This window comes from Streptomyces zhaozhouensis, from assembly GCF_900230195.1.
GTDB lineage: Bacteria > Actinomycetota > Actinomycetes > Streptomycetales > Streptomycetaceae > Streptomyces > Streptomyces zhaozhouensis.
On record NZ_OCNE01000002.1, the window covers coordinates 94,076 to 119,881 of the forward strand.

Sequence of the window (25,806 nt, forward strand, 5' to 3'; positions counted from 1 at the left end):
CAGGCAGGATTCGGTGTATGACCCCTGTGCTGGAACCCGGTGCTCCGCTGCGGCTGGACGCCGGCGGGGTCCGCGTCGAGTTGCGCTGGAGCTGGCAGCACAGCGGTGCCGGAGCACCCGATCTCGACCTCTCCGCGCTGCTGCTCGGCGGCGACGGACGCGTCGGCCAGGAGGGCGACTTCGTCTTCTACAACCACCCCAGCCACCCCTCCGGGCTGGTCCAGCGGCTCCCCAAGGAGCGCGCCGAGGGGGGCCTGCGCGACGTGGTGCGGGCCCAGCTCACCGGCCTGGACGCGGGGATCACGCGCATGGCGCTGGCCGCCTCGGCCGACGGCGGGTTCCGCGCCGAGCTGAGCCGGCCCGAGCTGACCGTGCACGACCTCGCCACCGGGCGGCCGCTCGCCGCGCTGCCGCTGCGCCCGGGGGCGCGCGAGACGGCGGTGCTCTGCGGGGAGGTGGCCCGCACCGGGGACGGCGGCTGGGAGCTGCGCGCCATCGGGCGCGGCTTCACCGGCGGACTGGTCGCGCTGGCCGGCGAGTTCGGCATCGGCGCGGCCCGCAGGCCGGCGCCCACGCCGTACGGCTACCCGGGCACCGACCCGGCGTTCACCCTGCCCCCGCAGGGGCCGCAGTTCCTCCCCGAGGCGGGCCGCTGAACGAGCGGGCTACTTGCGGCCGCGCCCCCAGGACATTCCCCAGCCGTAGAGCCGGTCGATCTCCGACTGGAAACCGTAGACGTACTTGACCTGCCGCCGCGCCACCAGATGGTCCTTCTCCTTCTCGATCAGGACCACCGCGCAGGAACGCGCCTGCGGCGGCGGGTCGGTGCAGCCGACCTCGACGTTCTTCCCGTCGGGGGTGGCCAGGGTCACCGTCACGTCGGCGCGGTCGAACGTCGGGGCGCCGTCGTAGATGTAGACGAAGACCAGCAGCCGCTTGAAGTCGTCCTTGTTGTCCAGGTTGATGTAGAGGTGCTCGCCGGAGCCGGTGCCGAAGCGGTCGTCGCCGCTGAGCTTGATGTACGGCGCCTCGTTGAAGTCCCCCTGGAGGCCACCCAGCGACTGCACGACGCCCCTGGTGCCGTCCGACAGCTCGTACATGCAGGCCAGGTCGAAGTCCATGTTGGCCACGCCCTGCGAGTGGCCCTTGATCTCGGCCGGCTTGAACACCTCCAGCGGATGGCGCCAGTTGTCCATCCACTTGCGCTGCGAGCGGCCGAAGTCGCTGTTGCTGCGGATGCGCCAGGTCAGATCGACCCGCAGGGTGCCCGTGTCGGAGCCCTCACTGGTCAGCACCGCCTCGGGACTGCGCCGCGTCAGCTCCGACGCGTAGCTCATCGGCCCGCCGACCGTGTCGAACCGCTGGTTCGACGCGCCTCCGCGCCAGTACGACCACAGGGACACCATGCGGCCCCACCCCTCGCCTCTCCCCCTCCCGCCGGGGAGGGTCCGCGCACTCCGTGCGCACCTGCCGGAACGGGACGGTCCGAGACCGTCCCGTTACAGGCTTCCGCGTTCGCCGGGTGCTCAACCCCCGGCGGAGACGTGCTTCGGCTCGACCCCCTCGGCGGCCTCCCGCTGGTTGGCCCGGACCGAGGAGTAGAACGCCCAGCCGATCAGCCCGACGCCGACCAGCCCTGTGACCACCTCGGGCAGGTGCCAGCGGATGCTGATCAGCAGCATCACGGCCAGCGCGCCGATCGCGTAGTGCGCGCCGTGCTCCAGGTACCGGTAGTCGTCCAGGGTGCCCTGGCGGACCAGGTAGATGGTGAGCGAACGGACGTACATCGCCCCTATGCCGAGGCCGAGCGCCATCCAGAAGATGTGGTTGGTGATGGCGAACGCGCCGATCACGCCGTCGAAGGAGAACGACGCGTCCAGGACCTCCAGGTACAGGAAGAGGAAGAACGCGGCCTTGCCGGACGCGCCGACCACCGTCGTCTTCTTGCCGGCGCGGCGGGCGGCCTCCTCTTCCTCCTCCAGCTTCTCCTGGTCGTCCTCCAGGCGGTTCTCGAAGTAGCCGGAGAGGCCGCCGACGAGCAGATAGGTGAGCAGACCCGCGAGGCCGGAGAGCAGCACCGTCTCGGTCTTGTCCGCGTGGTGCCCGCCGTGCTGGTAGGCCTGGCTGGCGACGGTGGTGGCGGTGAGCAGCAGGGCGGCCAGCGCGACGCCGACCGAGAAGCCGTCGATCCGGCTCAGCCGGGAGAGCGGGCGCTCCAGCCAGCGCGCCCACATGACCTCGCGCTCCTCGAAGAGGAAGTTCAGGGCGATCATCAGCAGGAACATCCCGCCGAAGGCCGCGATCGACGGGTGCGCGTCGGTGACCATCTGCGAGTACTGGTCGGGGTCGTCGAGCGCCAGCTCGACCGCCTCGACCGGCCCGACGCCCGCCGTGACGGCGACGATCAGCACCGGGAAGACCAGCCGCATACCGAAGACGGCGATCAGGATGCCGATGGTGAGGAAGATCTTCTGCCAGAACTCGTTCATCCGCTTCAGGACACCCGCGTTGACCACCGCGTTGTCGAAGGAGAGCGAGATCTCCAGGATGGAGAGGATCGCCACGACGGCGAAGCCCTCCCAGCCCCAGAAGTAGAGGGCGACGACGAGGCCGGCGACCGTCACGCCGAAGGACCAGCCAAAGGTCTTGAGAATCACGAGTAGTCCAGTCTTCCGCGCGAGGTCGCGGTGGTTATGCCGGTGGACAGGAGTGGAAAGGGCCCCGTGGCCCGGGGCCTTCCCGCCCGGCCCGTGGTGGGCGGAGCGCCGAGGCGGCGCCGGAACGCCGCCTCAGAGATCCGACCCGCCACCGCCGAGCCCGGTCAGAGCGCCTTGAGCGCGGTGACGTAGTCGTTGAGGTCCCGGGCGTTGGGCAGGTCGTTGACCACGCTCCAGCGGACCGTTCCCGTGGTGTCGATCACGAAGGTGCCGCGCACCGCGCAGCCCTTGTCCTCGGCGAAGACGCCGTAGGCCCGCGAGACCTCGCCGTGCGGCCAGAAGTCCGAGAGCAGCGGGTACTCCAGCCCCTCCTGCTCGGAGAAGACGCGCAGCGAGGGCGCGGGGTCGTTGGAGACCGCCAGCAGCTGGACGTCGTCGTTGACGAAGGAGGGCAGGCGGTCCCGCAGCTCGCACAGCTCACCCGTGCAGACGCCGGTGAAGGCGAAGGGGTAGAAGAGCAGCACCACGTTCTTCTGACCGTGGAAGTCCGACAGGGAGACCGACTGGCCGTGCTGGTCTCTGAGGGTGAAGTCGGGTGCCTTGGTACCGGGCTCGATCGCCATGCGCGCGTAATCCGTTTCCCTGGGGACGGCAAAGTGACGTAGCACAGCCTACGTCTCGCCCCCGCACGCACTGAGGCGCCCCCGGGGCCGCCCCGGACCCCGACGGGTCCCGGCGTCGCTCCCGGAGGCGCCTGGGTCACTTTCCGTTACCGCTCACTTCTTGCCGGCGGTCTTGGGGGTCACCAGCCGGCTCCCCGACCAGTCCTTGCCGGCGTTCACGGTGCTCGTCTGCGACAGCCCGGCCGTCTGCGCGGCCTCGCCGATGTCACTGGGCTCGACATAGCCGTCACGCCCCGTCTTGGGCGTCAGCAGCCACACCGGCGCCCCCGGGTCGATCAACGTGGTGGCGTCCACCAGCGCGTCGGTCAGGTCGCCGTCATCGTCGCGGAACCACAGCACCACCGCGTCGGCCACGTCGTCATAGCTCTCGTCAACGAGATCCTCGCCGGTGATGGCCTCGATCCCGTCGCGCAGCTCCTGCTCGGCGTCGTCGTCGTAGCCGAGTTCCTGGACCACCTGCCCGGGCTGAAAACCCAGCCTGGCGGCCGGGTTGGTCCGCTCATCCGCGTGGTCCGCGGTCGCGCTCACTGATAGCTCCTGTCCTGTCTCGGGTAAAGAACAAAGGGTGCCACGCGTGCGCGCGGCTTGGGGCGTAGTCCACACGGGCCGGGCGGATCGCGCAAGTACCCGACCCCTGAGCCCGCCCAAACGTTGACGTCTTGGCCCATGACGTGGGGCGACACGTGGAGCGTCGCACACCGGGCCCGGGGAACGGGTGTTCGTGGTCGGCGAGGGGGTGGGGCGTACGCTTGACGGTCGGCCCTCGGTGAGGGACGCCGCCGGTCAGCCGGTGAGACAGCCGCCCTGGCCCGTGAGGTGAGGGTTACCACCCGGTAGAGATGACGTTTCGCCGCCAGCGGTACACGATGGAGGCGGCGCGACACAGCAGAGCAGACAACTCACAGTGAAGGAACAGCGTGGCTTCCGGATCAGATCGCAACCCGATCATCATTGGCGGCCTTCCCAGCCAGGTCCCGGACTTCGACCCTGAGGAGACTCAGGAGTGGCTTGACTCGCTCGATGCCGCGGTCGACGAACGAGGCCGGGAACGGGCCCGCTATCTCATGCTCCGGCTGATCGAGCGCGCCCGTGAGAAGCGGGTGGCCGTGCCAGAGATGCGCAGCACGGACTACGTCAACACCATCGCGACGAAGGACGAGCCCTACTTCCCCGGCGACGAGGAGGTGGAGCGGAAGGTCCTGAACGCCACCCGGTGGAACGCGGCGGTGATGGTCTCCCGCGCCCAGCGCCCCGGCATCGGCGTGGGCGGGCACATCGCCACCTTCGGCTCCTCGGCCTCCCTCTACGACGTCGGCTTCAACCACTTCTTCCGTGGCAAGGACGGCGGCGACGGCGGCGACCAGGTGTACTTCCAGGGGCACGCCTCGCCCGGCATCTACGCCAGGGCGTACCTGCTGGACCGGCTCACCGAGCAGCACCTGGACGCCTTCCGGCAGGAGAAGTCCAAGGCCCCCTACGGGCTCTCCAGCTACCCGCACCCGCGGATGATGCCGGACTTCTGGGAGTTCCCCACGGTCTCCATGGGGCTCGGCCCGATCAGCGCCATCTACCAGGCGCGGATGAACCGCTACCTCCAGGCCCGTGGCATCGCCGACACCTCGAACTCGCGGGTCTACGCGTTCCTCGGCGACGGCGAGATGGACGAGCCCGAGTCGCTCGGCCAGCTGGCGCTGGCGGCGCGCGAGGGCCTTGACAACCTGACGTTCGTCGTCAACTGCAACCTCCAGCGGCTCGACGGCCCGGTGCGCGGCAACGGCAAGATCATGCAGGAGCTGGAGTCCCAGTTCCGGGGCGCCGGCTGGAACGTGATCAAGCTGGTGTGGGACCGCAGCTGGGACCCGCTGCTGGCCCAGGACCGGGACGGCGTCCTGGTCAACAAGCTGAACACGACGCCCGACGGTCAGTTCCAGACGTACGCCACCGAGACCGGCGCCTACATCCGCGACCACTTCTTCGGCGGCGACCAGCGGCTGCGCGACATGGTCTCGGGCATGACCGACGACCAGATCCTGCACCTGGGGCGCGGCGGCCACGACCACCGCAAGATCTACGCGGCGTACCAGGCGGCCAAGGAGCACAAGGGCCAGCCCACGGTGATCCTGGCGCAGACGATCAAGGGCTGGATGCTGGGGCCGAGCTTCGAGGGCCGCAACGCCACCCACCAGATGAAGAAGCTGACGGTCGAGGACCTCAAGCGCTTCCGCGACCGGCTGCACCTGCCGATCCCCGACAAGGACCTGGAGTCCGGCCTGCCGCCGTACTACCACCCCGGCCGGGACTCGGACGAGATCCAGTACATGCACGACAGGCGCCGCGAGCTGGGCGGCTACGTGCCGACCCGGGTGGTGCGCGCGAAGCCGCTGCCGCAGCCGGGCGACAAGGCGTACGCCGCCGTCCGCAAGGGCTCGGGGCAGCAGCAGGTGGCCACCACGATGGCCTTCGTGCGGCTGCTGAAGGACCTGATGCGGGAGAAGGAGATCGGCAAGCGCTTCGTGCCGATCGCGCCGGACGAGTACCGCACCTTCGGCATGGACTCGCTCTTCCCCTCGGCGAAGATCTACAACCCGCTGGGGCAGACCTACGAGTCCGTCGACCGCGACCTGCTGCTCTCCTACAAGGAGTCGCCGACCGGCCAGATGCTGCACGACGGGATCACCGAGGCCGGCTGCACGGCCTCCCTGATCGCCGCCGGCTCGTCCTACGCCACGCACGGCGAGCATCTGATCCCGATCTACGTCTTCTACTCGATGTTCGGGTTCCAGCGCACCGGTGACCAGTTCTGGCAGATGGGTGACCAGCTCGCGCGCGGCTTCGTACTGGGCGCGACCGCCGGCCGCACGACCCTGACCGGTGAGGGCACCCAGCACGCGGACGGCCACAGCCACCTGCTGGCGTCGACCAACCCGGCGTGCGTCGCCTACGACCCGGCCTACGGCTACGAGATCGCGCACATCGTGCGGGACGGCCTGCGGCGGATGTACGGCGAGAACGCCGAGGACGTCTTCTACTACATGACCGTCTACAACGAGCCCATCAACCAGCCGGCCGAGCCGGAGGGCGTGGATGTGGAGGGCATCCTCAAGGGCCTGCACCGGGTCTCCGTCGGCGAGAACGGCAGCGTGCCGGCGCAGATCCTCGCCTCCGGCGTGGCCGTGCCGTGGGCGCTGGAGGCCCAGGGCATCCTCGCCGAGGAGTGGGGCGTCAAGGCCGACGTCTGGTCGGCCACCTCCTGGAACGAGCTGCGGCGCGACGCCGTGGACGTCGAGGAGCACAACCTGCTCCACCCGGAGGAGGAGCAGCGGGTGCCGTACGTCACCACGAAGCTCCAGGGCGCCGAGGGTCCGTTCCTGGCCGTGTCCGACTGGATGCGTTCGGTACCCGACCAGATCGCGCGGTGGGTGCCCGGCACGTACCAGTCGCTGGGCGGCGACGGCTTCGGCTTCGCCGACACCAGGGGCGCGGCCCGGCGGTTCTTCCACATCGACGCGCAGTCGATCGTGCTCGGGGTCCTCACCGAGCTGGCCAAGGCCGGGAAGATCGACCGTTCGGTGCTGAAGCAGGCCATCGACCGGTACCAGCTGCTCGACGTCTCCGCGGCCGACCCGGGCGCGGCGGGCGGCGACGCGTGACGCTGCGCTGGGCTTGAGCGGTGGGCTGGGGCCCGGGCGTTCCGCCCGGGCCCCAGCCCCTTTCCCGGCGGTGCGGGCGCGCGCACATGTCCCGCGCCGGGGTGCGGACGACCACCCACCCGGCCACGAAGCTCCGTAGTCGACCGCGCCCCGCCACCCAGCAATCGCGCAGTTCCCCGCGCCCCCAAACCGCCCACCGGCGCACAAGGGGCGCGGGGAACGGCGCGAGCAACCACCCACCGGCCCGAGGACGACCACCCACCCGGGCCACGAAGCTCCGTAGTCGACCGCGCCCCGCCACACATGCACCGCGCAGTTCCCCGCGCCCCCAAACCGCCCACCGGCCGAAAAGGGGCGCGGGGAACGGCGCGAACAACCACCCACCGGGGCGCACACGACCACCCACCCGGCCACGAAGCTCCGTAGTCGACAGACGCCCCGCCACACATGCACCGCGCAGTTCCCCGCGCCCCCAAACCGCCCACCGGCCGAAAAGGGGCGCGGGGAACGGCGCGAACAACCACCCACCGGGGCGCGGACGACCACCCACCCGGCCACGAAGCTCCGTAGTCGACCGCGCCCCGCCACACATGCACCGCGCAGTTCCCCGCGCCCCCAAACCGCCCACCGGCCCAAAAGGGGCGCGGGGAACGGCGCGAGCAACCACCCACCGGCCCGAGGACGACCCCCACCCCGACCGGCGAGGTCGCACGCGCGCCGTACGCTGGGGCGCGATGTCGCATTCGCTCGCTTCGCCATACCTCGCCCCCGCCGTCGTCGCCGCGGGCGGTCCGCGCACCGCGCGCCCGCTGCGGCGGATCGTGCTGGTGCTCGCCGTGACGTTCGCCGTACTGGTCGCCGCCGGCTGGCTGGTGAACGCGCGGGCGGCCGAGCCGGGCCCGTTCGAACGCCAACTGGCGCAGTGGTCCCAGGTGTCCCTCGCCGGCCAGCGGCTGCCGGGGCCCGAGGCGTCGGCCGAGCGGGTCGCCGCCTTCTTCGCCGCGCTCGCCCCGGGCCGCGCCCGGGAGCTGGCCGAGCGCTACCCACTGGTGGTGGGCAACCTGCCGGGCGCGCCCGTTCCCCTGCGGTACGAGGCCAACCGGCTGGCCGTGGAGGACGCCGCGACCGCCGAGGCGCGCCGCGCCACCGACGACGGACTCTCCGACGACGGCCGGCGCGAGGCGCGGCGGCGGACGCACCGGCTGGAGTCGCTGCTGGAGGACGGGCGGCAGATCCTCGCCTTCGACCCGTCGGGGCGCGGCCGGGTCGCCGAGGTCCTGGGCGACCTGACCGAGGCGGAACGGGTCTCCCTCGTGGTACCGGGCGTCGACACCGAGCTGCTGACCTTCGAGCGCACCGAGGGCCGTTGGGCGGCACCCGCCGGGATGGCGCGGGCGCTGCACGACGAGGAGGAGGCGCGCGCCCCCGGCACACGCACCGCGACCATCGCGTGGGCCGGCTACGAGGCGCCGCGCGGACTGACCATGTCGGCCGCCACCTCCGGCAGCGCCGAGGAGGGCGCGCGGCGGCTGCTCGACACGGTGCGCGGGCTGCCGGGCGACGCGGAGGTGGCGCTCTTCTGCCACTCCTACGGCTCCGTGGTCTGCGGCCTGGCCGCGGACGAGCTGCCCCGCCGGGTCACCGACATCGCCGTCACCGGCAGCCCCGGGATGCACGCCGCACACGCCGCCGACCTGGGCACCTCCGCCCGGGTCTGGGCGATGCGCGCCGAGGACGACTGGATCGAGGGGGTGCCCCACGTCTCCCTGGGCCCGCTCGGCCACGGCGACGACCCGGCCTCGCCCGACTTCGGCGCCCTCCCGCTGCCCAGCGACGGGGGCGGCCACGACGGCTACTTCCTCCCCGGCTCGGCCAGCCTGCGCAACCTTGCCCTGGTCGGCAACGGCGAGCCCGCGCCCGGCGGTTGCGCTCCGCAGGCGGACGACTGCGGAGCGCGCGAAACGTGCCGCGGGACTACGGAAACCGGCCCGCGAGGGTGACGCGAACACACCCATCCGGGGGAAGCCCTTTCGCCGTCGGCGCCCCTTACGATGACCCGCATGGGTGATGTGCTGGCCGGAATCCACTCCACTTGGGAGTTCGACACCGACTCCGTGCTCATCCGCTTCGAACGGGGGATACGCACGCCGAAGCTCTTCCAGGCGCTGGGCGAACGACGCATCCCGTACGAGGCGTTGAGCTCGGTCGAGCTGGCCCCCGGGTCCCGCAAGGGCACGGTGGTGCTGCACGCGTTGCCGCGCCCCGGTGCCGACCCGCTGGTCGAGGCGGCGGCCGGGCAGCTGCGGCCCGCCGCTGACCCGTACCGGCTGGTGCTGCCGGCCGAACGGGAGTCGCTGGCGTCGTACTACGCGGGCGAGCTGCGCGCCGCGCTCGGGCCCGAGGCCGGCGAGGAGGCCGACCGGCACCTGGTGGCGGCGCCCTCGGCGCCGCTCCAGTTCAAGGCGTACGACGGCAAGGTCTCCTTCGACGGCAAGATCGTCGGCTTCCGCTGGTTCTGGACGGGCGCCTCGTCGGCCAAGTGGAAGGCGGGCGACCAGAGCTTCCCCGTCAGCGAGCTGGCGGGCGTCGAGTGGAGCTCTCCCGAGACCACGGGCGGCCATCTGCGGCTGCTGCGTCGCGGCGCCGACGGAGAGCCGGAGCGGGTGGACCGCGGCGAGGTCGACCAGGACCCGGCCTCGGTCGTCTTCGGCCCCGGCTACGGGCTGGTCCACGAGTCGCTGCCGCTGGCCGCGGCCGTGCTGGAGGCGGTCAGGGCCAGCGAACCGGACGACCGCGGGCCCGTCGACCGGGGCGCCGGCAAGCGCCGCGCGGCCCCCGGCGACATAGCCGACCGCATCCGCCACCTCGGCGAGCTGCGCGACTCGGGCCTGGTCACCGACGAGGAGTTCACGGCGAAGAAGCGGGAGCTGCTGGCCGAGCTGTGAGGCCCCGCGCGGAAGGCCGGCTACGCGGGTAGTTCCTCCCCGCCGGCCGCCGGCGGCGTCTCCCCGTAGATCCCGATCTTGAAGTCCAGCACCGAGAGCGTGCTCTGGAGCTCGGCCACCCGCCGCACCACGTCCTCGCGCGTCGCGACCAGCAGCGCCAGCCGCTCCGGGTAGGTGTGGTCCCCCTCCCGCACCAGGTCCGCGTAGCGCACCATGTCCGCGACGGCCATCCCCGTCAGCCGGAGCTTCCCCACGAACGCCAGCCACTCCAGGTCGTGGTTGCGGTAGCGACGTTGCCCCGTGTGCGAACGGTCCACGTGCGGCATCAGCCCGATGCGCTCGTACCAGCGCAGCGTGTGCACGGACAGGCCGGTGTGGCGGGCGACCTCGCTGATCGTGTAGCGGTCCCGCCCGGTCGGCTGGGGGAACGGCCGGTCCACCGAGGCGCAGAGATCGACGGTCTCGGCTTCCCCATCGGCTCGGGCGTCCGCTCGGGTCTCGGCTTCCGGCTCTGCGTGGGTCACGGTCATGCGTCCACGCTAGAACGCTGGAGTGGACTCCAGGCAAGAGCGACGGTCGCGTGGGGCGCCTCAGCGGGAGGGGACCGGACGGCCGGGGGCGGTGGGGCGAACGTTACGCTCGGTCGTATGCGAAGCCTTGCGATGGTGGACGAGTGGCCGGTCGAGACCGTGGCCACCGGGGTGGTCAGGAGCGACGGCGCGATCCTCGGTCGGCGCGGCCCGACGGACAGGGTCTTCGCGCTGGCCTCCGTCACCAAGCCGCTGGCCGCCTACGCGGCGCTGATCGCCGTCGAGGAGGGCGCGATCGAGCTGGACGAACCGGCGGGTCCCGAGGGCTCCACCGTCCGCCACCTGCTGGCCCACGCCTCCGGGCTCGCCTTCGACGAGCCCAAGGTGATGGCCCCGCCCGGCGAACGCCGGCTGTACTCGAACGCCGGCTTCGACGTGCTGGCCGACCATCTCGCCAAGGCCGCCGGGATGCCGTTCGCCGAGTATCTGCGCCAGGCGCTGTGCGAACCGCTCGGCATGACCGCCACCGAGATCCCCGGCTCCCCCGCCAAGGACGGCCTCTCCTCGGCCGACGACCTGCTGCGGTTCGCCGCCGAGTTGCAGAGCCCCCGGCTGCTGGCGCCGGAGACGCTGGACGAGGCGACGTCCGTGGTCTTCCCGGGCCTGAGCGGCGTGCTGCCCGGCTACGGCCACCAGCGGCCCAACGACTGGGGCCTCGGGTTCTCGCTGCGCGACCACAAGTCCCCGCACTGGACGGGCGCGCGCTCCTCACCGCGCACCTTCGGCCACTTCGGCCAGTCCGGCACGTTCCTGTGGGTGGACCCGGACGCGGGCGCGGCCTGCGTCACCCTCACCGACCGCGCCTTCGGCCCGTGGGCGGCGGAGGTCTGGCCGGCCTACACCGACGCGATCCTGGCCGAACTGGGCTGACCGCCGGGCCGCGGGCGGCCACGGTCCCGGCCGGGTGGCCGGTCGCCCTCGCCCGGTGGCGGGCGGGCGTTGGCTCAAGGTCGGGGGTCGGCCGCTTCCCTGAGCGACCAGAGCAGGGCCTCAAGACCCTGCTCCCCCGCTCGCAGCGCGAGCGCCGGCGTCCCGGCGGACAGCCGCACGCTGTCCCCGGCGAACAGCTTCTCGCCGCCCAACTCGCCACTCCCCCGCATCAGTTGCAGATGCAGCAGCTCACCGTCCCCCGCCGTCAGCTCCGCGTCACCACGCAGCAGCCGCAGCGTCGCCGCCGTGCGGGGCAGCGCGTAGGGGGCGTCGGGGGCGAGCCCCCGCACCACCTCGTACTCCGGCGCGCCGCCGGGCCGGTCCGCGACCAGCCACATCTGCGCGAACCGCAGCGGGCTCCCGCCCTCGTTGTGTTCGCTGTGCACGACGCCGGAGCCGGCGGTCAGCCGTTGCAGGTCGCCGGGGCGGATCACGGTCCTGACGCCGTCGGCGTCCTCGTGCGTCAACTCGCCCTCGACGACCCAGCTGACGATCTCCACGTCCCGGTGCGGATGGGCGGGGAACCCCGCGCCGGGGGCCAGGCGTTCCTCGTTGCAGGCGGTCAACTGGCCCCAGCGCACGTTGTCCGGGTCGTAGAACGAGCCGAACGAGAAGGCGTGCCGGGTGTCGACGCCGGTCGCGGGGTCGCCGCCGGCGTAGCGGTCGGCGGCGCGGAGCACGCGTGGCGGGGTGGGTGGCATCGGGCCACGGTAGCGCCCCGCGTGGGGAGGCCGGGGTGCGTTGCGACCCCCGGGGCATGGACGGCGAGGAAATGAGGCAGGCTGGTCCCCGTGTCCGATGCCGATGCGAAGAAGTCCCACGCCGCCACCGTTCGCCGTCTCGAACAGTCCTCGGGCAAGCTGGCCGCCGCCGCGATCGCGCGGATGGACCAGCAGTTGCCGTGGTATCGCGCCATGCCCCCGGAGAACCGTTCCTGGATCGGACTGGTGGCGCAGGCGGGCATCGCCGCCTTCACCGAGTGGTTCCGGCATCCGGACGCGCCGCAGGCGATCAGCACCGATGTCTTCGGCACCGCCCCGCGCGAGCTGACCAGGGCGGTCACGCTGCGGCAGACCGTGGAGATGGTCCGCACCACCATCGAGGTGGTGGAGGCCGCGGTGGACGAACTGGCGCCGCCCGGCAGCGAGGCGGCGCTGCGCAACGCGCTGCTGGTGTACGCGCGGGAGATCGCGTTCGCCACCGCCCAGGTCTACGCCCAGGCCGCGGAGGCGCGGGGCGCCTGGGACGCGCGGCTGGAGTCGCTGGTGGTCAACGCGGTGGTCTCCGGCGAGGCGGACGAGGGCGACGTGTCGCGCGCCGCCGCGCTCGGCTGGCGGACGCCGGAGCACGTGGTGGTGGTGCTGGGCAGCGCACCCAACGGGGACAGCGAGTTGACGGTGGAGGCCATCCGCAGGGCCGCCCGCTACGCGAAGATCCAGGTGCTGACGGGGGTGCTGGGCAAGCGGCTGGTGGTGATCGCCGGCGGCAGCGACGACCCGTTGCAGGTGGCCAGGGCGCTGATCGGGCCGTTCGCCGCCGGGCCCGTGGTGGCCGGGCCCGTCGTCGGGGACCTGCTGTCGGCGACGCGTTCGGCGAGCGCGGCGGCGGCCGGGCTGCGGGCGTGCGCGGCGTGGCCCGACGCGCCGCGTCCCGTGCTCGCCGACGACCTGCTGCCGGAGCGCGCGATGGCGGGCGATCCGGCGGCCCGGACCCTGCTGGTGGAGGAGATCTACAGACCGCTTCAGCAGGCGGGGTCGGCGCTGTTGGAGACGCTGAGTGTCTATCTGGAGCAGGCGAGCAGTCTGGAGGGTGCCGCCAGAATGTTGTTTGTACATCCCAACACCGTTCGCTACCGCCTCAGACGTGTGACTGATGTCACCGGGTGGCCTCCTTCAGACGTCCGCTCGGCCTTCACACTGCGCGTCGCCCTGATGCTCGGGCGTCTCGCCGACGGAGATGCGACCTCCTGACAGTTGGAGGCTCTCTACAATTCCGACGACCGTTCTTGGTTCTCGCCACCACCGGTGGCGAACCCCTCACCCGGGAGAGAGTGAGAAGGTGCTCGTACTCGTAGCCCCCGGCCAGGGCTCCCAGGCCCCTGGCTTCCTGCAACCGTGGCTCGAACTTCCTGGTGTGGCCGACCGCCTCGGCGAGTGGTCCGAGATCGCGGGCGTCGACCTGGTCCACTACGGGACCGAGGCCGACGCCGACGCGATCCGGGACACGGCCGTGGCGCAGCCGCTGCTGGTGGCCGGCGCGTTGCTGTCCGCCGCCGCCCTCTTCGGCGACGACGCGGTGCCGGAGCCGGCCGAGTGTCTCGACGCGATCGCCGGCCACAGCGTGGGGGAGCTGCCGGCCGCCGCGATCAGCGGGGTGATCTCCGAGCACGAGGCGATGGCGCTGGTGGCCCGCAGGGCGAGCGCGATGGCCAAGGCCGCCGCCGTGACCGAGACCGGGATGTCCGCCGTGCTCGGCGGCGACCCGGCCGATGTCGAGGCGAAGCTGGCCGGGCTGGGCCTGGTCGCGGCGAACAACAACGGCGGCGGGCAGCTCGTCGCCGCCGGCACCGTGGAGCAGTTGGCCGCCCTCGCCGAGGACAAGCCGGAGGGCGCGCGCGTGATGCCGCTGAAGGTGGCCGGCGCCTTCCACACGACCTACATGGCCCCCGCCGTCGCCGAGATGGAGGAGGCCGCCGCCGGGCTCACCCCGGCCGACCCCCGGGTGCCGTTCGTCTCCAACGCCGACGGTGCCGTCGTCGGCGAGGGCGCGGAGGTGGTGCGCCGCCTGGTGGCGCAGGTCTCCAGCCCGGTCCGCTGGGACCTGTGCGTGGACACGTTCAGCGAGTTGGGCGTCACGGGACTGGTCGAGCTGCTGCCCGGCGGCACCCTGGCCAGCCTGGCCCGCAGAAACCTCCCGGGCGTGGCGCGGGTCGCCATCAAGCGCCCCGACCAGCTGGAGTCGGCCCGCACGCTCATAGCCGAGCACGCGCACAAGTCCCCCGAACCAGCCGAATAAGGAGTCCGGACATGCCCCCCGCCTCACTCAGGGCCAGCCGAGGCGCGCCGTTCGCGCGGCTGGCCGGCGTCGGTGGCTATCGGCCATCCCGCGTGGTGCCGAACGAGGAGATCCTGCGGCACATCGACTCCTCGGACGAGTGGATCAGGTCACGTTCCGGGATCGTGACCCGGCACTGGGCCGACCCGGACGAGACGGTCGCCGAGATGGCGCTCGCCGCCGCGGGCAAGGCGATCGCCAGCGCCGGGATCACCGCCGAGCAGATCGAGGCGGTGGTGGTCTCGACGGTCTCGCACTTCTCGCAGACCCCGGCGATCGCCACGGAGATCGCGCACCGCCTGGGCACCGACAAGGCGGCGGCGTTCGACATCTCGGCGGCCTGCGCCGGTTTCGGCTACGGACTGACCATCGGCAAGGGCCTGATCGTGGACGGCAGCGCCGGCCACGTGCTGGTGATCGGCGTGGAGCGGCTGTCGGACCTGACGGACCGCACCGACCGTTCCACCGCGTTCCTCTTCGCCGACGGGGCCGGCGCCGTGGTGCTCGGCCCGGCGCAGGCGCCGGCGCTCGGGCCGACGGTCTGGGGCTCCGAGGGCGACAAGTCCCAGGTCATCCGGCAGACGGTGCCCTGGGACGAGTACCAGCCGGGGGACAAGTTCCCCGCGCTGCGGCAGGAGGGCCAGACGGTCTTCCGCTGGGCGGTCTTCGAGATGGCCAAGGTGGCCCAACAGGCGCTGGACGCCGCCGGGATCACCGCTCAGGACCTGGACGTCTTCATTCCGCACCAGGCCAACATGCGGATCATCGACTCGATGGTGAAGACGCTCAAGTTGCCCGAGCACGTGGCGGTGGCCCGGGACGTCGAGTTCTCGGGCAACACCTCTGCCGCCTCCATCCCCCTCGCGATGGAGCGGATGCTGGAGACCGGTCAGGCGAGAAGCGGCGACACCGCGCTCGTCATCGGCTTCGGGGCGGGGCTGGTGTACGCGGCCACGGTCGTTACCCTCCCCTAGCGAGGACCGGAGAACGAGGACCCACCGCTTGACGGGTCCGTCCGACGGTCCCCACGGACCACCAACCACGCGGTACCCCACCGCAGCACACGAAGGAGCGCCGTCATGGCTGCCAGCCGGGAAGAGATCATCGCCGGTCTCGCCGAGATCGTGAACGAGATCGCCGGTATCCCCAACGACGAGGTGACCGAGGAGAAGTCGTTCACCGACGACCTCGACGTCGACTCGCTGTCCATGGTCGAGGTGGTCGTCGCCGCCGAGGAGCGCTTCGGCGTCAAGATCCCGGACGACGACGTCAAGGGCCTCAAGACCGTGGGCGACGCGGTCGACTACATCGCCGCCCACCAGAGCTGACGGGCGCCAGCGCCCTCGGCACACGCGCTGTTCGCCACCCTCTCGCGGGGTGGCAGCGGCACCATCCCCGATCTAGCGGAGTAAGAGAACTGTGAACGCGACCAATCGCGCGGTGGTTGTCACCGGAGTCGGCGCAACCACACCGCTGGGTGGCGACAGCGCGACCACCTGGGAGGCCATGCTCGCCGGTGAGTCCGGCGCGCGGTCGTTGACCCAGGAGTGGGCGGCCGAGCTGCCGGTCACCTTCGCCGCCACGGCCGCGGTCGAACCGACCGAGATCCTGCCCCGGCCGCAGGCCCGCAAGCTGGACCGTTCCGCCCAGTTCGGGCTGATCGCGGCCAGAGAGGCGTGGGCCGACGCCGGTTTCCAGGGCAGGGCCGGCGAGGACGCGCCGGTCGACCCCGACCGGCTGGGCGTGGTGCTGGCCTCCGGCATCGGTGGTGTGACCACGCTGATGGACCAGTACGACGTGCTCAAGGAGAAGGGTGCGCGGAAGGTCTCGCCGCACACCGTTCCCATGCTCATGCCCAACAGCCCGTCCGCGAACGTCAGTCTGGACGTGGGCGCGCGCGCCGGCTCGCACACCCCGGTGAGCGCCTGCGCCTCCGGCGCCGAGGCGGTGGGCTACGCGGTGGAGATGATCCGCACCGGCCGCGCCGACATCGTGCTGGCCGGCGGCACCGAGGCGTGCGTGCACCCGCTGCCGATCGCGGCCTTCGCCAACATGATGGCGATGTCCAAGAACAACGACTCCCCCGCGACGGCCTCCCGCCCGTTCGACACGGACCGCAACGGTTTCGTGCTCGGCGAGGGCGCCGGCCTGGTGGTGCTGGAGTCCGCCGACCACGCGGCGCGGCGCGGCGCGCGGGTCTACTGCGAGATCCTGGGCCAGGGCCTCTCGGCCGACGCCCACCACATCGCTCAGCCGGAGCCGACGGGCCGGGGCATCGCCGTGGCGATGCGGCACCTGCTGGAGAACACGGACCTCAAGCCGGAGCAACTGGCCCACGTCAACGCGCACGCCACCTCGACCCCGCAGGGCGACCTGGCCGAGCTGAAGGCGCTGCGCGAGGTGTTCGGCGACAACCTGGACCAGATGGCCATCTCGGCGACCAAGTCGATGACGGGCCACCTGCTGGGCGGCGCCGGCGGGGTGGCCACCGTGGCCACCGCCCTGGCGCTCCACCACAGGACGGCGCCGCCGACGATCAACGTGGACCACCTCGACCCCGAGGTGGACGCGGACATCGTCATCGGCAAGCCGAGGGAACTGCCCAGCGGCACCATCGCCGCGCTCAGCGACTCGTTCGGCTTCGGCGGGCACAACGTGGTGCTCGCGATGCGCACGGTCTGACCTCCGACGACAGCGGCCCGGTTCCCCGCACCCCAAACCGCCCACCGGCAGAAAAGGGGCGCGGGGAACCGCGCGAGCAACCACCCCCCGCAACCGTCCGGCACCGCTCTCGCCAGACGGCCCGCCACCCAGCATTCGCGCGGTTCCCCGCACCCCAAACCGCCCACCGGCAGAAAAGGGGCGCGGGGAACCGCGCGAGCAACCACCCCCCGCAACCGTCCGGCACCGCTCTCGCCAGACGGCCCGCCACCCAGCATTCGCGCGGTTCCCCGCACCCCAAACCGCCCACCGGCAGAAAAGGGGCGCGGGGAACTGCGCGAGCAACCACCCACCGGGCCAAGCACGACCACCCCCCGCGACCGTCCGACACCGCTGTCGCCAGACGGCCCCGCGGCCAGCGGCCCGCGGCCCGCGGCTACGCGTCGAAGCTCGCGTAGTACGACGCCGCCATGTCCCGGTCACCGTGCCCCTGCGCCGACGCGCGGTCCAGGCGGTCCAGCCCGGCGGCCGCCACGTCCAGGCGGACGCCGGCCCGTTCGCCGGCCTCGACGATCAGCCGGGCGTCCTTCCGCGCCGTGTCGACGGCGAAGCTCGCCGGCAGGTCGCCCGCCTCGATCGCGGCCGCCTTGGTCCGCAGATAGCCGAGGTCCAGCGGCCCGCCGGCGACGGCCTCCAGAAAGTCGGCGGAGTCGACGCCGAGGCCGTGGGCGAGCGCCATTGCCTCCGCCGTGCCATGGGTGACGGCCAACACCCAGCTGTTGCAGACGAGTTTGAGCCGGGTCGCCGCCCCGGGAACGGTGCCGAGCCACAGCGTGCGGCTGCCGACCGCCGCCAGCACGGGCGCGAGGCGGCCCCTGGTCTCCTCGGGCCCGGCGGCCAGCACGGTCAGCATTCCGGCCTCGGCGGGCTGGCGCGTGCCGAGGACGGGCGCGTCGACGAGGGTCAGCCCGTGCTCGTCGGCGAGGGCGACGAGCCGGTCCAACCCGTCGAGCCCGGCGGTCGAGCACTGGAGCCAGACGGTGTCGGGCGCGAACGCGCCGGCCGCCTGGGCGATCGCCTCCGCCGCGGCCTCGCCGTCGTGCAGCACGGTGAGGACGACGCCGGCCCCGGCGACCGCCTCTGCCGGGGTGGCGGCGACCCGCACGCCGTGCTCGACCAGCGGCTCGGCCTTGGCCCGGGTGCGGTTCCAGACGCGCACGTCGAGGTCGGCGCGGCAGAGGTTGCGCGCCATCGCGGCGCCCATGATGCCGGTGCCGAGGACGGCGACCGAGGTGGCTTCGGTGGAGGAGGGGGCGGAAGGGGTGGCGGGGGCGGAGGGCTGAGCTGAACTGTCGGTCATGGCCGAACGCTAGAGCCTGTCCGCCCCGACTCGTCGGATCAGCACGCGCCCCCGCGCGGACCCCCGCCCGGCCGGGCTCAACCCCACGCCGGACGCGCCCCGTTGACCAGTCGTCTGACCACGCACCTGACCACTTAACCAACCAGTGGACTGACCACGCACCTGACCACTCGACTGACCACACACCTGACCACTCGACCGACCGCTGTCGCGGTGGGTTCAGACGACCTGGTGCAGCCAGCGCACGGGCGCGCCCTCGCCCGCGTGGCGGAACGGCTCCAGCTCGTCGTCCCAGGGCTTGCCCAGCAGGCGGGCGACCTCCGCCTGGAGGTCGCTCTCGCCGGCGGCGGCCCTGGCCGCGGCGGCGCGCAGTTGGTTCTCCCGGATCATGATGTCGCCGTGCGGCCCGGTGACGGCGTGGTAGATGCCGAGGTCCGGGGTGCAGCTGTAGCGCTCCCCGTCGGCACCGGGGCCCGGGTCCGCGGTGACCTCGTAACGCAGCAGGTGCGAACCGCGCAGCGCGGAGGCGAGCTGGGAGGCGGTGGCCGCCTCGCCCTGCCAGGAGAGCTCGGCGCGCCAGGTCCCGGGGGAGGCGGGCTGTCTGGTCCAGTCGAGGCCGACGCGGCTGTTGCCGAGGACGGCGGCGACGGCCCACTCGATATGGGGACAGAGCGCGCGGGGGGAGGAGTGCACATACAGAACACCACGTGTCGTCATCGGGACCTCCACTTCCCAACCTGCGCCCGCGCCGCGCTTCCGGCCGCCCCACCCGTGACCCCGACCGCGCACGAACAGTAGCACCAATTACCGTCGTTTCTCGGCAAAGCGGACAGCGTGTGACGTGCGGTCATCTCTTAGCCTTGGTGGTGGCACACACCCCGGGCGCTGCCCGCGCCAGGACCAAGCTACCGCCCCAGGAGCCCCCCTCCGGGCCACCCCTGGGCCGGATGGCGGTGCCACGCCCGAACAGCGGGAGACCGAGGGAGTAACCATGAACGTCCGACTCCGTGTTCCGCTCGCCTCGCTGGCCCTCTCCGCGCTGCTGCTGGGCTGCACTTCGGCCGGTCAGGACGCCGAAGGAGGCACGGACGACCGGGGGGACGCCTCCGCGGGCGCGGGGGCGGCCGAGCCCGAGGAGGATCCGGAACCGGCGTGGAACACCGAGCCCGCTTCCATAGCGGCGATGGGTGACTCCATCACCCGTGGCTTTGACGCCTGCTCCCTGCTGACCGACTGCCCCGAGGTGTCGTGGGCCACGGGCACCGACGACGAGGTGGACAGCCTGGCCCGCCAACTGCTCGGCGCGGAGGCGGTGGCCGACCGCTCGTGGAACGTGGCGGAGTCCGGGGCGGTGATGGCGGACCTGCCGGCGCAGGCCGCCGAGGCGGTGGCGCTGGAGCCGGAGCTGGTGACGGTGCTGATCGGCGGCAACGACGCCTGCGCCACCGACGTCTCGCAGATGACGCCGGTGGCGGAGTTCCGGGCCGACTTCGCCGAGACGCTGGGGGTGATCAGGGAGGGCCTGCCGGAGACCGGGGTCTATGTCTCCAGCGTGCCGGACCTGGAGCGGCTGTGGTCGGAGGGCCGGGGCTCGGTGCTGGCGCGGACGGTGTGGACGTTGGCGAACATCTGCCCGTCGATGCTGGCGGACGCCGAGGAGCGGGGCGAGGCGGCGACCGCCCGCCGGGGCGAGGTCAGCGAGCGGGTGCGGGCGTACAACGAGGCACTGGCCGAGGAGTGCGCGGCGGACGCGCTCTGCCGCTACGACGGGGGCGCGGTCCACGACTACGACTTCACCCGGGACCACATCAGCAGCTGGGACTGGTTCCACCCCAACCGCGAGGGGCAGTCGACGCTCGCCGCGCTCGCCTACGAGCAGGTCACGAGGGACGCGGTCGAGTAGGGCGCCACCGGCCGCCGCCCGCCGGCCGTCTCACCGGCCGTCGGCGAGCTTTCGCGCGATCCGGCCGAGGGCCGCGAGTTCGCCGGGGGTGAGGCGGTCGACGAAATGCCGGCGCACGGAGGCGAGATGCCAGGGCGCGGCCGCCCGGAGGGTGTCCCAGCCGGTCGGGGTGAGGACCAGCAGACAGCCCCGGCCGTCGGCGGGGTCGGGCGCGCGACGGATGAGCGCGCGGGCCTCCATGCGGGAGGCATGCCGGGACAGGCGGCTGCGTGACCAGCCCATCTTGGTGGCCTGCTCGTGCAGGGTGCTGGTGCCGTCCTCTCGCTCGGAGAGGGTGCTGAGCACCTCGTAGTCCGGTTCAGACAGGCCGAGTTCGGCCAGGTCCCGCGTGGTGCGGACGCGGACGGCGGTGACCATGCGCAGATACGCGCGCCAGTCGCGTTCCTCGTCGGACGTGAGCCAGCTGACCGGGGAGCCACCCTCGTTCGTTGACATGGAAACAATGTACCGGTAATTTCGTTTCCATGACAACGAAACGCCTGCGGGTCCTCGTCCTGGTCACCAGCACCCGCCCCCACGCGCTCGGCCCGGCCGTCGGGAGGTGGCTGACCGACGCGCTCGGCGCGAGCGCCGACGAGCTCGGCGTGGACCTGGTGCCCCTGTCGCTCGCGGAGCTCGACCTGCCGTTCCTCGACGAGGAGGAGCACCCGTCGACCGGCGTCCACCACCACGAGCACTCCCGCCGCTGGAGCCGGCTCGTCGACGGGGCCGACGGCTTCGTCGTCGTCACGCCGGAGTACAACTTCGGGATGCCCGCCACGTTGAAGAACGCCCTGGACTACCTGAGCCCCGAGTGGGCCTGGAAGCCGATGGGCTTCGTCAGCTACGGCCACACCTCCGCCGGCACCCGCGCGGTCCAGCACGCCAAGCAGGTCGTGACCACCCTGCGACTGGTCCCGCTGGGGGCCACCGTGGCGCTGCGGATCGCGGACGCGATGCGCGGGGACCGGCTGGACCCCGAGCCGCGCCACGTGCACGCGGCGCAGGGCCTGCTGGCAGAGCTGGTCCGGGTCGCCCACGCCCTGGCCCCGATGCGGGAGCGGGCGCACGCGGCCGCCGTACCGGGGCCGCTCCCCGGCTCCTACGCGCGCCGGCTCGGCCCGGACGACGCCCCCGAGGTGACCGTGTTGCAGCGCTGCTGCTGGATGGAGGAGGCCCTCGCCAACGACACGCTGGACATCCCGGCGCTCCACGAGTCGCCGGCCGACGTGCGCGACTGGCTGGGCGACTGGCACGCGGTCGGCCTCTGGCGCGACGGCCGGCTCCTGGGCATGGTCCGCACCCGGCGCACCGGGAGCGACCTGCATGTGGGGCGGCTCGCCGTCGCCCCCGACCTGCGCGGACTCGGAGTCGGCCGGTGGCTGCTCAACCAGGCCGAGTCGACCGACGAAGGGCACAGCCGGATCGTGCTGTACACGGGCGCCACCAGCGACCGCAACCTCTCCCTCTACCGGCGCCAGGGCTACGTCGCGCTGCCCGACGCCCACGAGGACGGCGTCGTCGGACTGGCCAAAGCCGTCGCGGCCTGACCCTCCGGAGCCGGCAGCCGCCGTGGCGCGGAGGGAACGGCCGGAACGGGCCGACACCCCGGCCGGGCCGCCGCGCCGGGGTGCCCCCGTCGACAAGTCGGAGGCGAAGACGTGCCGGAGGCGAAGACGCCGACCGCGTGGTGTGGGCTGGCGTTCGCCGGGTGGTGCGGGTTTCTTTGTCGGCGGGGTCGCGCCCCGTCAGGGGCGCGGGGAACTGCGCGGTGCATGGGTGCCGGGCGTGAGACGACCGCGGTCCTGGCCGGCTGGGCGGGTTGTCGTCCTCGCCTCGGTGTGGGACGGCCCGCACCACCGTCTCCCCCAACCCCCGGAAGGGGAACCGCTCCGCGCCATTGACGCCGGAACTCCCGGGTGGTTACGTTCTGCTCAGCATTTCGAACGTATGACGAAATACCGAACAGGCGGAGGTCCAGGCCGTGCGCATCACCGGTATCAGCACCCATGTCGTGGGTACCCCGTGGCGCAATCTCACCTATGTCCAGGTCCACACCGACGAAGGACTGACCGGCGTCGGCGAGACGCGGATGCTGGGCCACACCGACGCACTCCTGGGTTACCTCAGGGAGGCCGAGGTCAACCATGTCGCCGGCTCGGACCCGTTCGCCGTCGAGGACCTGGTCCGGCGGATGAAGACCGGCGACTACGGGCGCGCCGGCGAGATCGTGATGTCCGGCATCGCCTGTGTGGAGATGGCCTGTTGGGACATCAAGGGGCAGGCGCTCGGCGTCCCGGTCTGGCAGCTGCTCGGCGGCCGGGCAGACGCCTCGGACAACCGGGTCAAGGCGTACGCCAACGGCTGGTACACCGTCGAGCGGACCCCTGAGGCGTTCCACGAGGCGGCGAAGGCCGTGGTGGAGCGCGGATATCTGGCGCTGAAGCTGGACCCGTTCGGCACCGGGAGCTTCGAGCTGGACCACGCGGAGACCGTCCGTTCCCTCTCCCTGGTCGAGGCGGTGCGGGACGCGATAGGGCCCGAGCGCGAGCTGCTGCTGGAGATGCACGGGCGGTTCAGCCCGGCGACCGCGATCCGGCTGGCACGGGAGCTGGAGCCGTTCGCCCCCTCCTGGCTGGAGGAGCCGGTGCCGCCGGAGAACCTGAAGGCGCTGAAGAAGGTCGCCGAGAAGACCACGCTGCCGATCGCGACCGGCGAGCGCATCCACGACCGGATCGAGTTCCGGGAGCTGTTCGAGTCGCAGGCGGCCGACATCATCCAGCCCGACCTGGGGCATCTGGGCGGCATCGGCGAGATGCGCAAGCTGGCGGCCACCGCCGAGACGCACTACGTGCTGATGGCCCCGCACAACGTGGGCGGCTCGGTCCTCACCGCCGCCAGCCTCCAACTGGCGGGCTGCACACCGAACTTCAAGATCCTGGAGCACTTCAACGACTTCGCCGACGCGGAGATCAAGAAGGTCGTCAGGGGCGCGCCGCAGGTGGTGGACGGCTACTTCACGCTCTCCGAGGAGCCGGGGCTCGGCGTCTCGCTCGACACGGAGGCGGCGGCCGAGTTCCCGCAGCAGCAGGCCAGGTTCGATCTGTGGGCCGAGGGTTGGGAGAAGCGCGAGGGCAGCGGGGAAGGCACCCGGTGAGCCGGCCGGTGCGCAGCGTCCTCGTCTCTCGTCCCGGCGAGTTCCGGCTGGTCGAGGGCCCGGCGCCGGAGCCGGGCCCCGGCGAGGTGCGGGTGGCGGTGCACGCGGCCGGGGTGTGCGCCAGCGACCGGGAGCTGTTCGACGGGACCAGGCCGGCCGCGTACGTCCGCTACCCGGTGGTGCCCGGGCACGAGTGGTCCGGCACCGTCGAGGCGGTGGGCGAGGGCGTGGACCCGGCGCTGCTCGGGCGCGGCACGGTCGCCGAGGGCTTCCGCGCCTGCCAGCGCTGCGAGCGCTGCCGCGCGGGCGAGCCGACGCTGTGCACCACCGGGTACGCGGAGACCGGCTTCACCGAGCCGGGCGCGTTCGCCGACCAACTGATCGTGCCCGCCCGGCTGTTGCATCTGCTGGCGCCCGAAGTCGACCTGACCTCGGCCGCGTTGCTCGAACCGGCCGCCGTGGTCGCCGCCGCCGTGCTGCGCGCCGCGCCCCGGGCCGGCGAACGGGTCGCGGTGCTCGGCTGCGGCACGCTGGGGCTGCTGGCGGTCCAACTGCTGGGCGCCTCCTCGCCCGTCGAGCTGCTGGCGGTCGATCCCCGGCCGCGCCCGCTGGCGTTGGCCGCCGAGCTGGGCGCGAGCCGGGCGGTGACGCCGGAGCGACTCGACGACGAGCGCGGGAGGTTCGACCTGGTGCTGGAGACCGCGGGAGCACCGGGCACGGCCGCCGACGCCTGCCGGCTGGCCCGCCGGGGCGGCCGGGTGGTGCTGACCGGCGTGCCGGAACCGGGCGCACGGGGGCTCGACCCGGTGGAACTGCTGGTCAACCAGCTGTCCGTGCACGGCGTCTTCGGCGCCCCGCCGGCGGCCTGGTCCTACGCTGTGCACTGCTTCAACCACGGTCTGCTCCGCCCCGAGAAACTCGTCTCGCACCAGCTTCCCCTCGCGTCGTTCGGGGAAGCGATGAGACTGGTCGGCAGCGGCGATCCCGAGGTGGGCAAGGTGCTGCTGAGGCCCGGGGCCCGGTGAGGGCCCGGCGAGCCCTGGGCGTCAGCGTGGCCGCCCACACAACCGAACCTTGATCGAGATACCGAACGACCGCACGTCTGGAGCATCGTGTCTGACCCCGCCGCCCCCTCCTCCCGCCCCGGCGACGCCGCGCTGGCCGCGCTCGGCTACGCGCCGCCGGTCGACCTCCCGTCCGAGACCTCCCCGCACGCCTTTCCCGACGGCGGCTCCTGGCGCACCGAGATACCGTCGGTCGAGGGTCCCGAGGCGCTGGCCACGGTGCTCTCCGAGGCCGCGAGGCTGGACGTCCCCGTGCACCGCGTCAGCCAGGGCAGCGGCGTGTGGATGCTGACCGACGCCGAGATCACCGAGATGGTCGACGGCTGTGCCGCCGCCGGCGTCGAGCTGTGCCTCTTCACCGGCCCCCGCGGCACCTGGGACATCGGCGCCGCCACCCGCACCACCTCGGGCGGCGCCGGACTGCGCGCCCGCGGCCAGCGCGCGGTCGCCGGCTGCGTCGAGGACGCGCTGCGCGCGACCGCGCTGGGCGTGCGCTGCCTGCTGGTCGCCGACGAGGGCGTGCTGTGGACGCTCCACCGGCTGCGCGCGCAGGGCGAGTTGCCGTCCGACACCACCTTCAAGGTCTCCGCGCTGATCGGCCCGGTCAACCCCGTCGCGGTCTCGGTCCACGAGGGGCTGGGCGCCGACTCGGTCAACATCCCGTCGGACCTGACGCTGGAGCACCTCGCCGAGATCCGCCGGGTGACCCGGGTGCCGCTGGACTTCTACCTGGAGGCACCGGACGACCTCGGTGGGTTCGTCCGGATGCACGAGACGGCCGAGCTGGTGCGGCGCGGGGCGCCGATCTACCTCAAGTTCGGCCTGAGCAAGGCGCCGTCGATCTACCCGTACGGCGCCCATCTGCGGGACGTCACCCTCGCCTCGGCCAGGGAGCGCGTCCGCCGGGGCCGGCTGGCCCTCGACCAGTTGGCCAGGATCGGCGCCGACGGCGGCATGTCGCCGCTCGGCTCCCGGCTGCCGGGAACGCTGCGCCGCTTCCCCCTCGAAACCACACAACACACTCCGACCACTTCCCACCCACCCGTCGACCCCCCATCCTCGAACGGCAGCACCAGCACAGCGGATGAGGTGTCACCCGTCGAAAGGACGTGA

Annotated in this window: 24 protein-coding genes; 15 read left to right on the plus strand and 9 right to left on the minus strand. The window is 72.5% G+C overall.

All coding sequences use genetic code 11. The annotated features are described in order from the left end of the window. The first annotated feature begins 17 nt into the window (after nucleotides 1-17). A complete protein-coding gene (locus CRP51_RS03615; RefSeq protein WP_097229501.1) occupies nucleotides 18-656 on the plus strand; it encodes a TerD family protein in 639 nt (212 codons plus the stop codon). Between the two features lie 9 nt (nucleotides 657-665). Here CRP51_RS03615 and CRP51_RS03620 read toward each other — a convergent pair whose 3' ends face one another. The 4 genes from CRP51_RS03620 to CRP51_RS03635 all read right to left on the minus strand — a co-directional run bounded on the left by CRP51_RS03620 (nucleotide 666) and on the right by CRP51_RS03635 (nucleotide 3,868). Beyond that, entirely contained in the window at nucleotides 666-1,406 is a 741-nt protein-coding gene (locus tag CRP51_RS03620; RefSeq protein WP_097229502.1) for a Tellurium resistance, read from the minus strand. Nucleotides 1,407-1,526: 120 nt separating this feature from the next. Continuing rightward, nucleotides 1,527-2,657, minus strand: coding sequence for a DUF475 domain-containing protein (locus CRP51_RS03625; protein WP_097229503.1), 1,131 nt, complete (start codon nucleotides 2,655-2,657; stop codon nucleotides 1,527-1,529). Nucleotides 2,658-2,821: 164 nt separating this feature from the next. Then, a complete protein-coding gene (locus CRP51_RS03630) occupies nucleotides 2,822-3,280 on the minus strand; it encodes a peroxiredoxin (protein WP_097229504.1) in 459 nt (152 codons plus the stop codon). A 153-nt stretch (nucleotides 3,281-3,433) separates the two neighbouring features. After that, nucleotides 3,434-3,868 (minus strand): DUF3052 domain-containing protein, encoded by a 435-nt coding sequence (locus tag CRP51_RS03635; RefSeq protein ID WP_097229505.1) that lies wholly within the window; start codon nucleotides 3,866-3,868, stop codon nucleotides 3,434-3,436. 389 nt (nucleotides 3,869-4,257) lie between these two features. Between CRP51_RS03635 and aceE the strand changes: the two genes are divergently transcribed. From aceE to CRP51_RS03650, 3 genes are all read left to right on the plus strand, one after another. Continuing rightward, nucleotides 4,258-6,990 (plus strand): pyruvate dehydrogenase (acetyl-transferring), homodimeric type, encoded by a 2,733-nt coding sequence (gene aceE, locus CRP51_RS03640; RefSeq protein WP_097229506.1) that lies wholly within the window; start codon nucleotides 4,258-4,260, stop codon nucleotides 6,988-6,990. A 734-nt stretch (nucleotides 6,991-7,724) separates the two neighbouring features. Next, on the plus strand, nucleotides 7,725-8,990 hold the full coding sequence (locus tag CRP51_RS03645) for an alpha/beta hydrolase (protein ID WP_097229507.1): 1,266 nt from the start codon (nucleotides 7,725-7,727) through the stop codon (nucleotides 8,988-8,990). 60 nt (nucleotides 8,991-9,050) lie between these two features. Continuing rightward, the gene (locus CRP51_RS03650; RefSeq protein ID WP_097229876.1) at nucleotides 9,051-9,935 is read left to right on the plus strand and encodes a DUF4429 domain-containing protein; all 885 of its coding nucleotides are present in this window, start codon (nucleotides 9,051-9,053) and stop codon (nucleotides 9,933-9,935) included. A 20-nt stretch (nucleotides 9,936-9,955) separates the two neighbouring features. Here the strand turns inward: CRP51_RS03650 and CRP51_RS03655 are convergent, their stop codons facing one another. Continuing rightward, on the minus strand, nucleotides 9,956-10,465 hold the full coding sequence (locus CRP51_RS03655) for a MerR family transcriptional regulator (protein WP_097229508.1): 510 nt from the start codon (nucleotides 10,463-10,465) through the stop codon (nucleotides 9,956-9,958). 117 nt (nucleotides 10,466-10,582) lie between these two features. Here CRP51_RS03655 and CRP51_RS03660 point away from each other — a divergent pair, with 117 nt between their 5' ends. Then, nucleotides 10,583-11,395: a serine hydrolase domain-containing protein gene (locus tag CRP51_RS03660; protein ID WP_097229509.1), complete on the plus strand. Its 813-nt coding sequence runs from the start codon at nucleotides 10,583-10,585 to the stop codon at nucleotides 11,393-11,395. Between the two features lie 74 nt (nucleotides 11,396-11,469). Here CRP51_RS03660 and CRP51_RS03665 read toward each other — a convergent pair whose 3' ends face one another. Continuing rightward, nucleotides 11,470-12,156 carry a pirin family protein gene (locus CRP51_RS03665; protein WP_097229510.1) on the minus strand — a complete coding sequence of 229 codons (687 nt, stop codon included), beginning with the start codon at nucleotides 12,154-12,156 and terminating at the stop codon, nucleotides 11,470-11,472. 90 nt (nucleotides 12,157-12,246) lie between these two features. Between CRP51_RS03665 and CRP51_RS03670 the strand changes: the two genes are divergently transcribed. The 5 genes from CRP51_RS03670 to fabF all read left to right on the plus strand — a co-directional run bounded on the left by CRP51_RS03670 (nucleotide 12,247) and on the right by fabF (nucleotide 17,191). Further along, nucleotides 12,247-13,425 carry a PucR family transcriptional regulator gene (locus CRP51_RS03670; protein WP_245880349.1) on the plus strand — a complete coding sequence of 393 codons (1,179 nt, stop codon included), beginning with the start codon at nucleotides 12,247-12,249 and terminating at the stop codon, nucleotides 13,423-13,425. An 88-nt stretch (nucleotides 13,426-13,513) separates the two neighbouring features. Continuing rightward, complete coding sequence (locus CRP51_RS03675; RefSeq protein WP_097229512.1) at nucleotides 13,514-14,470, plus strand: ACP S-malonyltransferase; 957 nt, start codon at nucleotides 13,514-13,516, stop codon at nucleotides 14,468-14,470. Between the two features lie 11 nt (nucleotides 14,471-14,481). Then, nucleotides 14,482-15,483, plus strand: coding sequence for a ketoacyl-ACP synthase III (locus tag CRP51_RS03680; protein WP_097229513.1), 1,002 nt, complete (start codon nucleotides 14,482-14,484; stop codon nucleotides 15,481-15,483). Between the two features lie 105 nt (nucleotides 15,484-15,588). Further along, on the plus strand, nucleotides 15,589-15,837 hold the full coding sequence (locus CRP51_RS03685) for an acyl carrier protein (RefSeq protein ID WP_097229514.1): 249 nt from the start codon (nucleotides 15,589-15,591) through the stop codon (nucleotides 15,835-15,837). A gap of 91 nt (nucleotides 15,838-15,928) precedes the next feature. Then, nucleotides 15,929-17,191 (plus strand): beta-ketoacyl-ACP synthase II, encoded by a 1,263-nt coding sequence (gene fabF / locus CRP51_RS03690; RefSeq protein ID WP_097229515.1) that lies wholly within the window; start codon nucleotides 15,929-15,931, stop codon nucleotides 17,189-17,191. 415 nt (nucleotides 17,192-17,606) lie between these two features. On the opposite strand, the gene CRP51_RS03695 is transcribed toward fabF, so the two are convergent. Then, on the minus strand, nucleotides 17,607-18,530 hold the full coding sequence (locus CRP51_RS03695; protein WP_097229516.1) for an NAD(P)-dependent oxidoreductase: 924 nt from the start codon (nucleotides 18,528-18,530) through the stop codon (nucleotides 17,607-17,609). 219 nt (nucleotides 18,531-18,749) lie between these two features. Continuing rightward, nucleotides 18,750-19,247: a DUF3145 domain-containing protein gene (locus tag CRP51_RS03700; RefSeq protein ID WP_097229517.1), complete on the minus strand. Its 498-nt coding sequence runs from the start codon at nucleotides 19,245-19,247 to the stop codon at nucleotides 18,750-18,752. A gap of 274 nt (nucleotides 19,248-19,521) precedes the next feature. On the opposite strand from CRP51_RS03700, the gene CRP51_RS03705 reads away from it, so the two are divergent. Further along, nucleotides 19,522-20,433 (plus strand): SGNH/GDSL hydrolase family protein, encoded by a 912-nt coding sequence (locus CRP51_RS03705; RefSeq protein ID WP_097229518.1) that lies wholly within the window; start codon nucleotides 19,522-19,524, stop codon nucleotides 20,431-20,433. 30 nt (nucleotides 20,434-20,463) lie between these two features. On the opposite strand, the gene CRP51_RS03710 is transcribed toward CRP51_RS03705, so the two are convergent. Then, nucleotides 20,464-20,928 carry a MarR family winged helix-turn-helix transcriptional regulator gene (locus CRP51_RS03710; RefSeq protein WP_097229519.1) on the minus strand — a complete coding sequence of 155 codons (465 nt, stop codon included), beginning with the start codon at nucleotides 20,926-20,928 and terminating at the stop codon, nucleotides 20,464-20,466. A 29-nt stretch (nucleotides 20,929-20,957) separates the two neighbouring features. Here CRP51_RS03710 and CRP51_RS03715 point away from each other — a divergent pair, with 29 nt between their 5' ends. The 4 genes from CRP51_RS03715 (at nucleotide 20,958) to CRP51_RS03730 (ending at nucleotide 25,806) form a co-directional block, all read left to right on the plus strand. Next, the gene (locus tag CRP51_RS03715) at nucleotides 20,958-22,022 is read left to right on the plus strand and encodes a bifunctional NAD(P)H-dependent oxidoreductase/GNAT family N-acetyltransferase (protein WP_097229520.1); all 1,065 of its coding nucleotides are present in this window, start codon (nucleotides 20,958-20,960) and stop codon (nucleotides 22,020-22,022) included. 434 nt (nucleotides 22,023-22,456) lie between these two features. Beyond that, complete coding sequence (locus CRP51_RS03720) at nucleotides 22,457-23,629, plus strand: mandelate racemase/muconate lactonizing enzyme family protein (protein WP_097229521.1); 1,173 nt, start codon at nucleotides 22,457-22,459, stop codon at nucleotides 23,627-23,629. Continuing rightward, nucleotides 23,626-24,654, plus strand: a complete 1,029-nt coding sequence (locus CRP51_RS03725; protein WP_097229522.1) for a zinc-dependent alcohol dehydrogenase — start codon at nucleotides 23,626-23,628, stop codon at nucleotides 24,652-24,654. The genes CRP51_RS03720 and CRP51_RS03725 overlap by 4 nt, the downstream gene beginning before the upstream one ends. A gap of 87 nt (nucleotides 24,655-24,741) precedes the next feature. Beyond that, nucleotides 24,742-25,806, plus strand: a complete 1,065-nt coding sequence (locus tag CRP51_RS03730; protein WP_245880350.1) for a hypothetical protein — start codon at nucleotides 24,742-24,744, stop codon at nucleotides 25,804-25,806.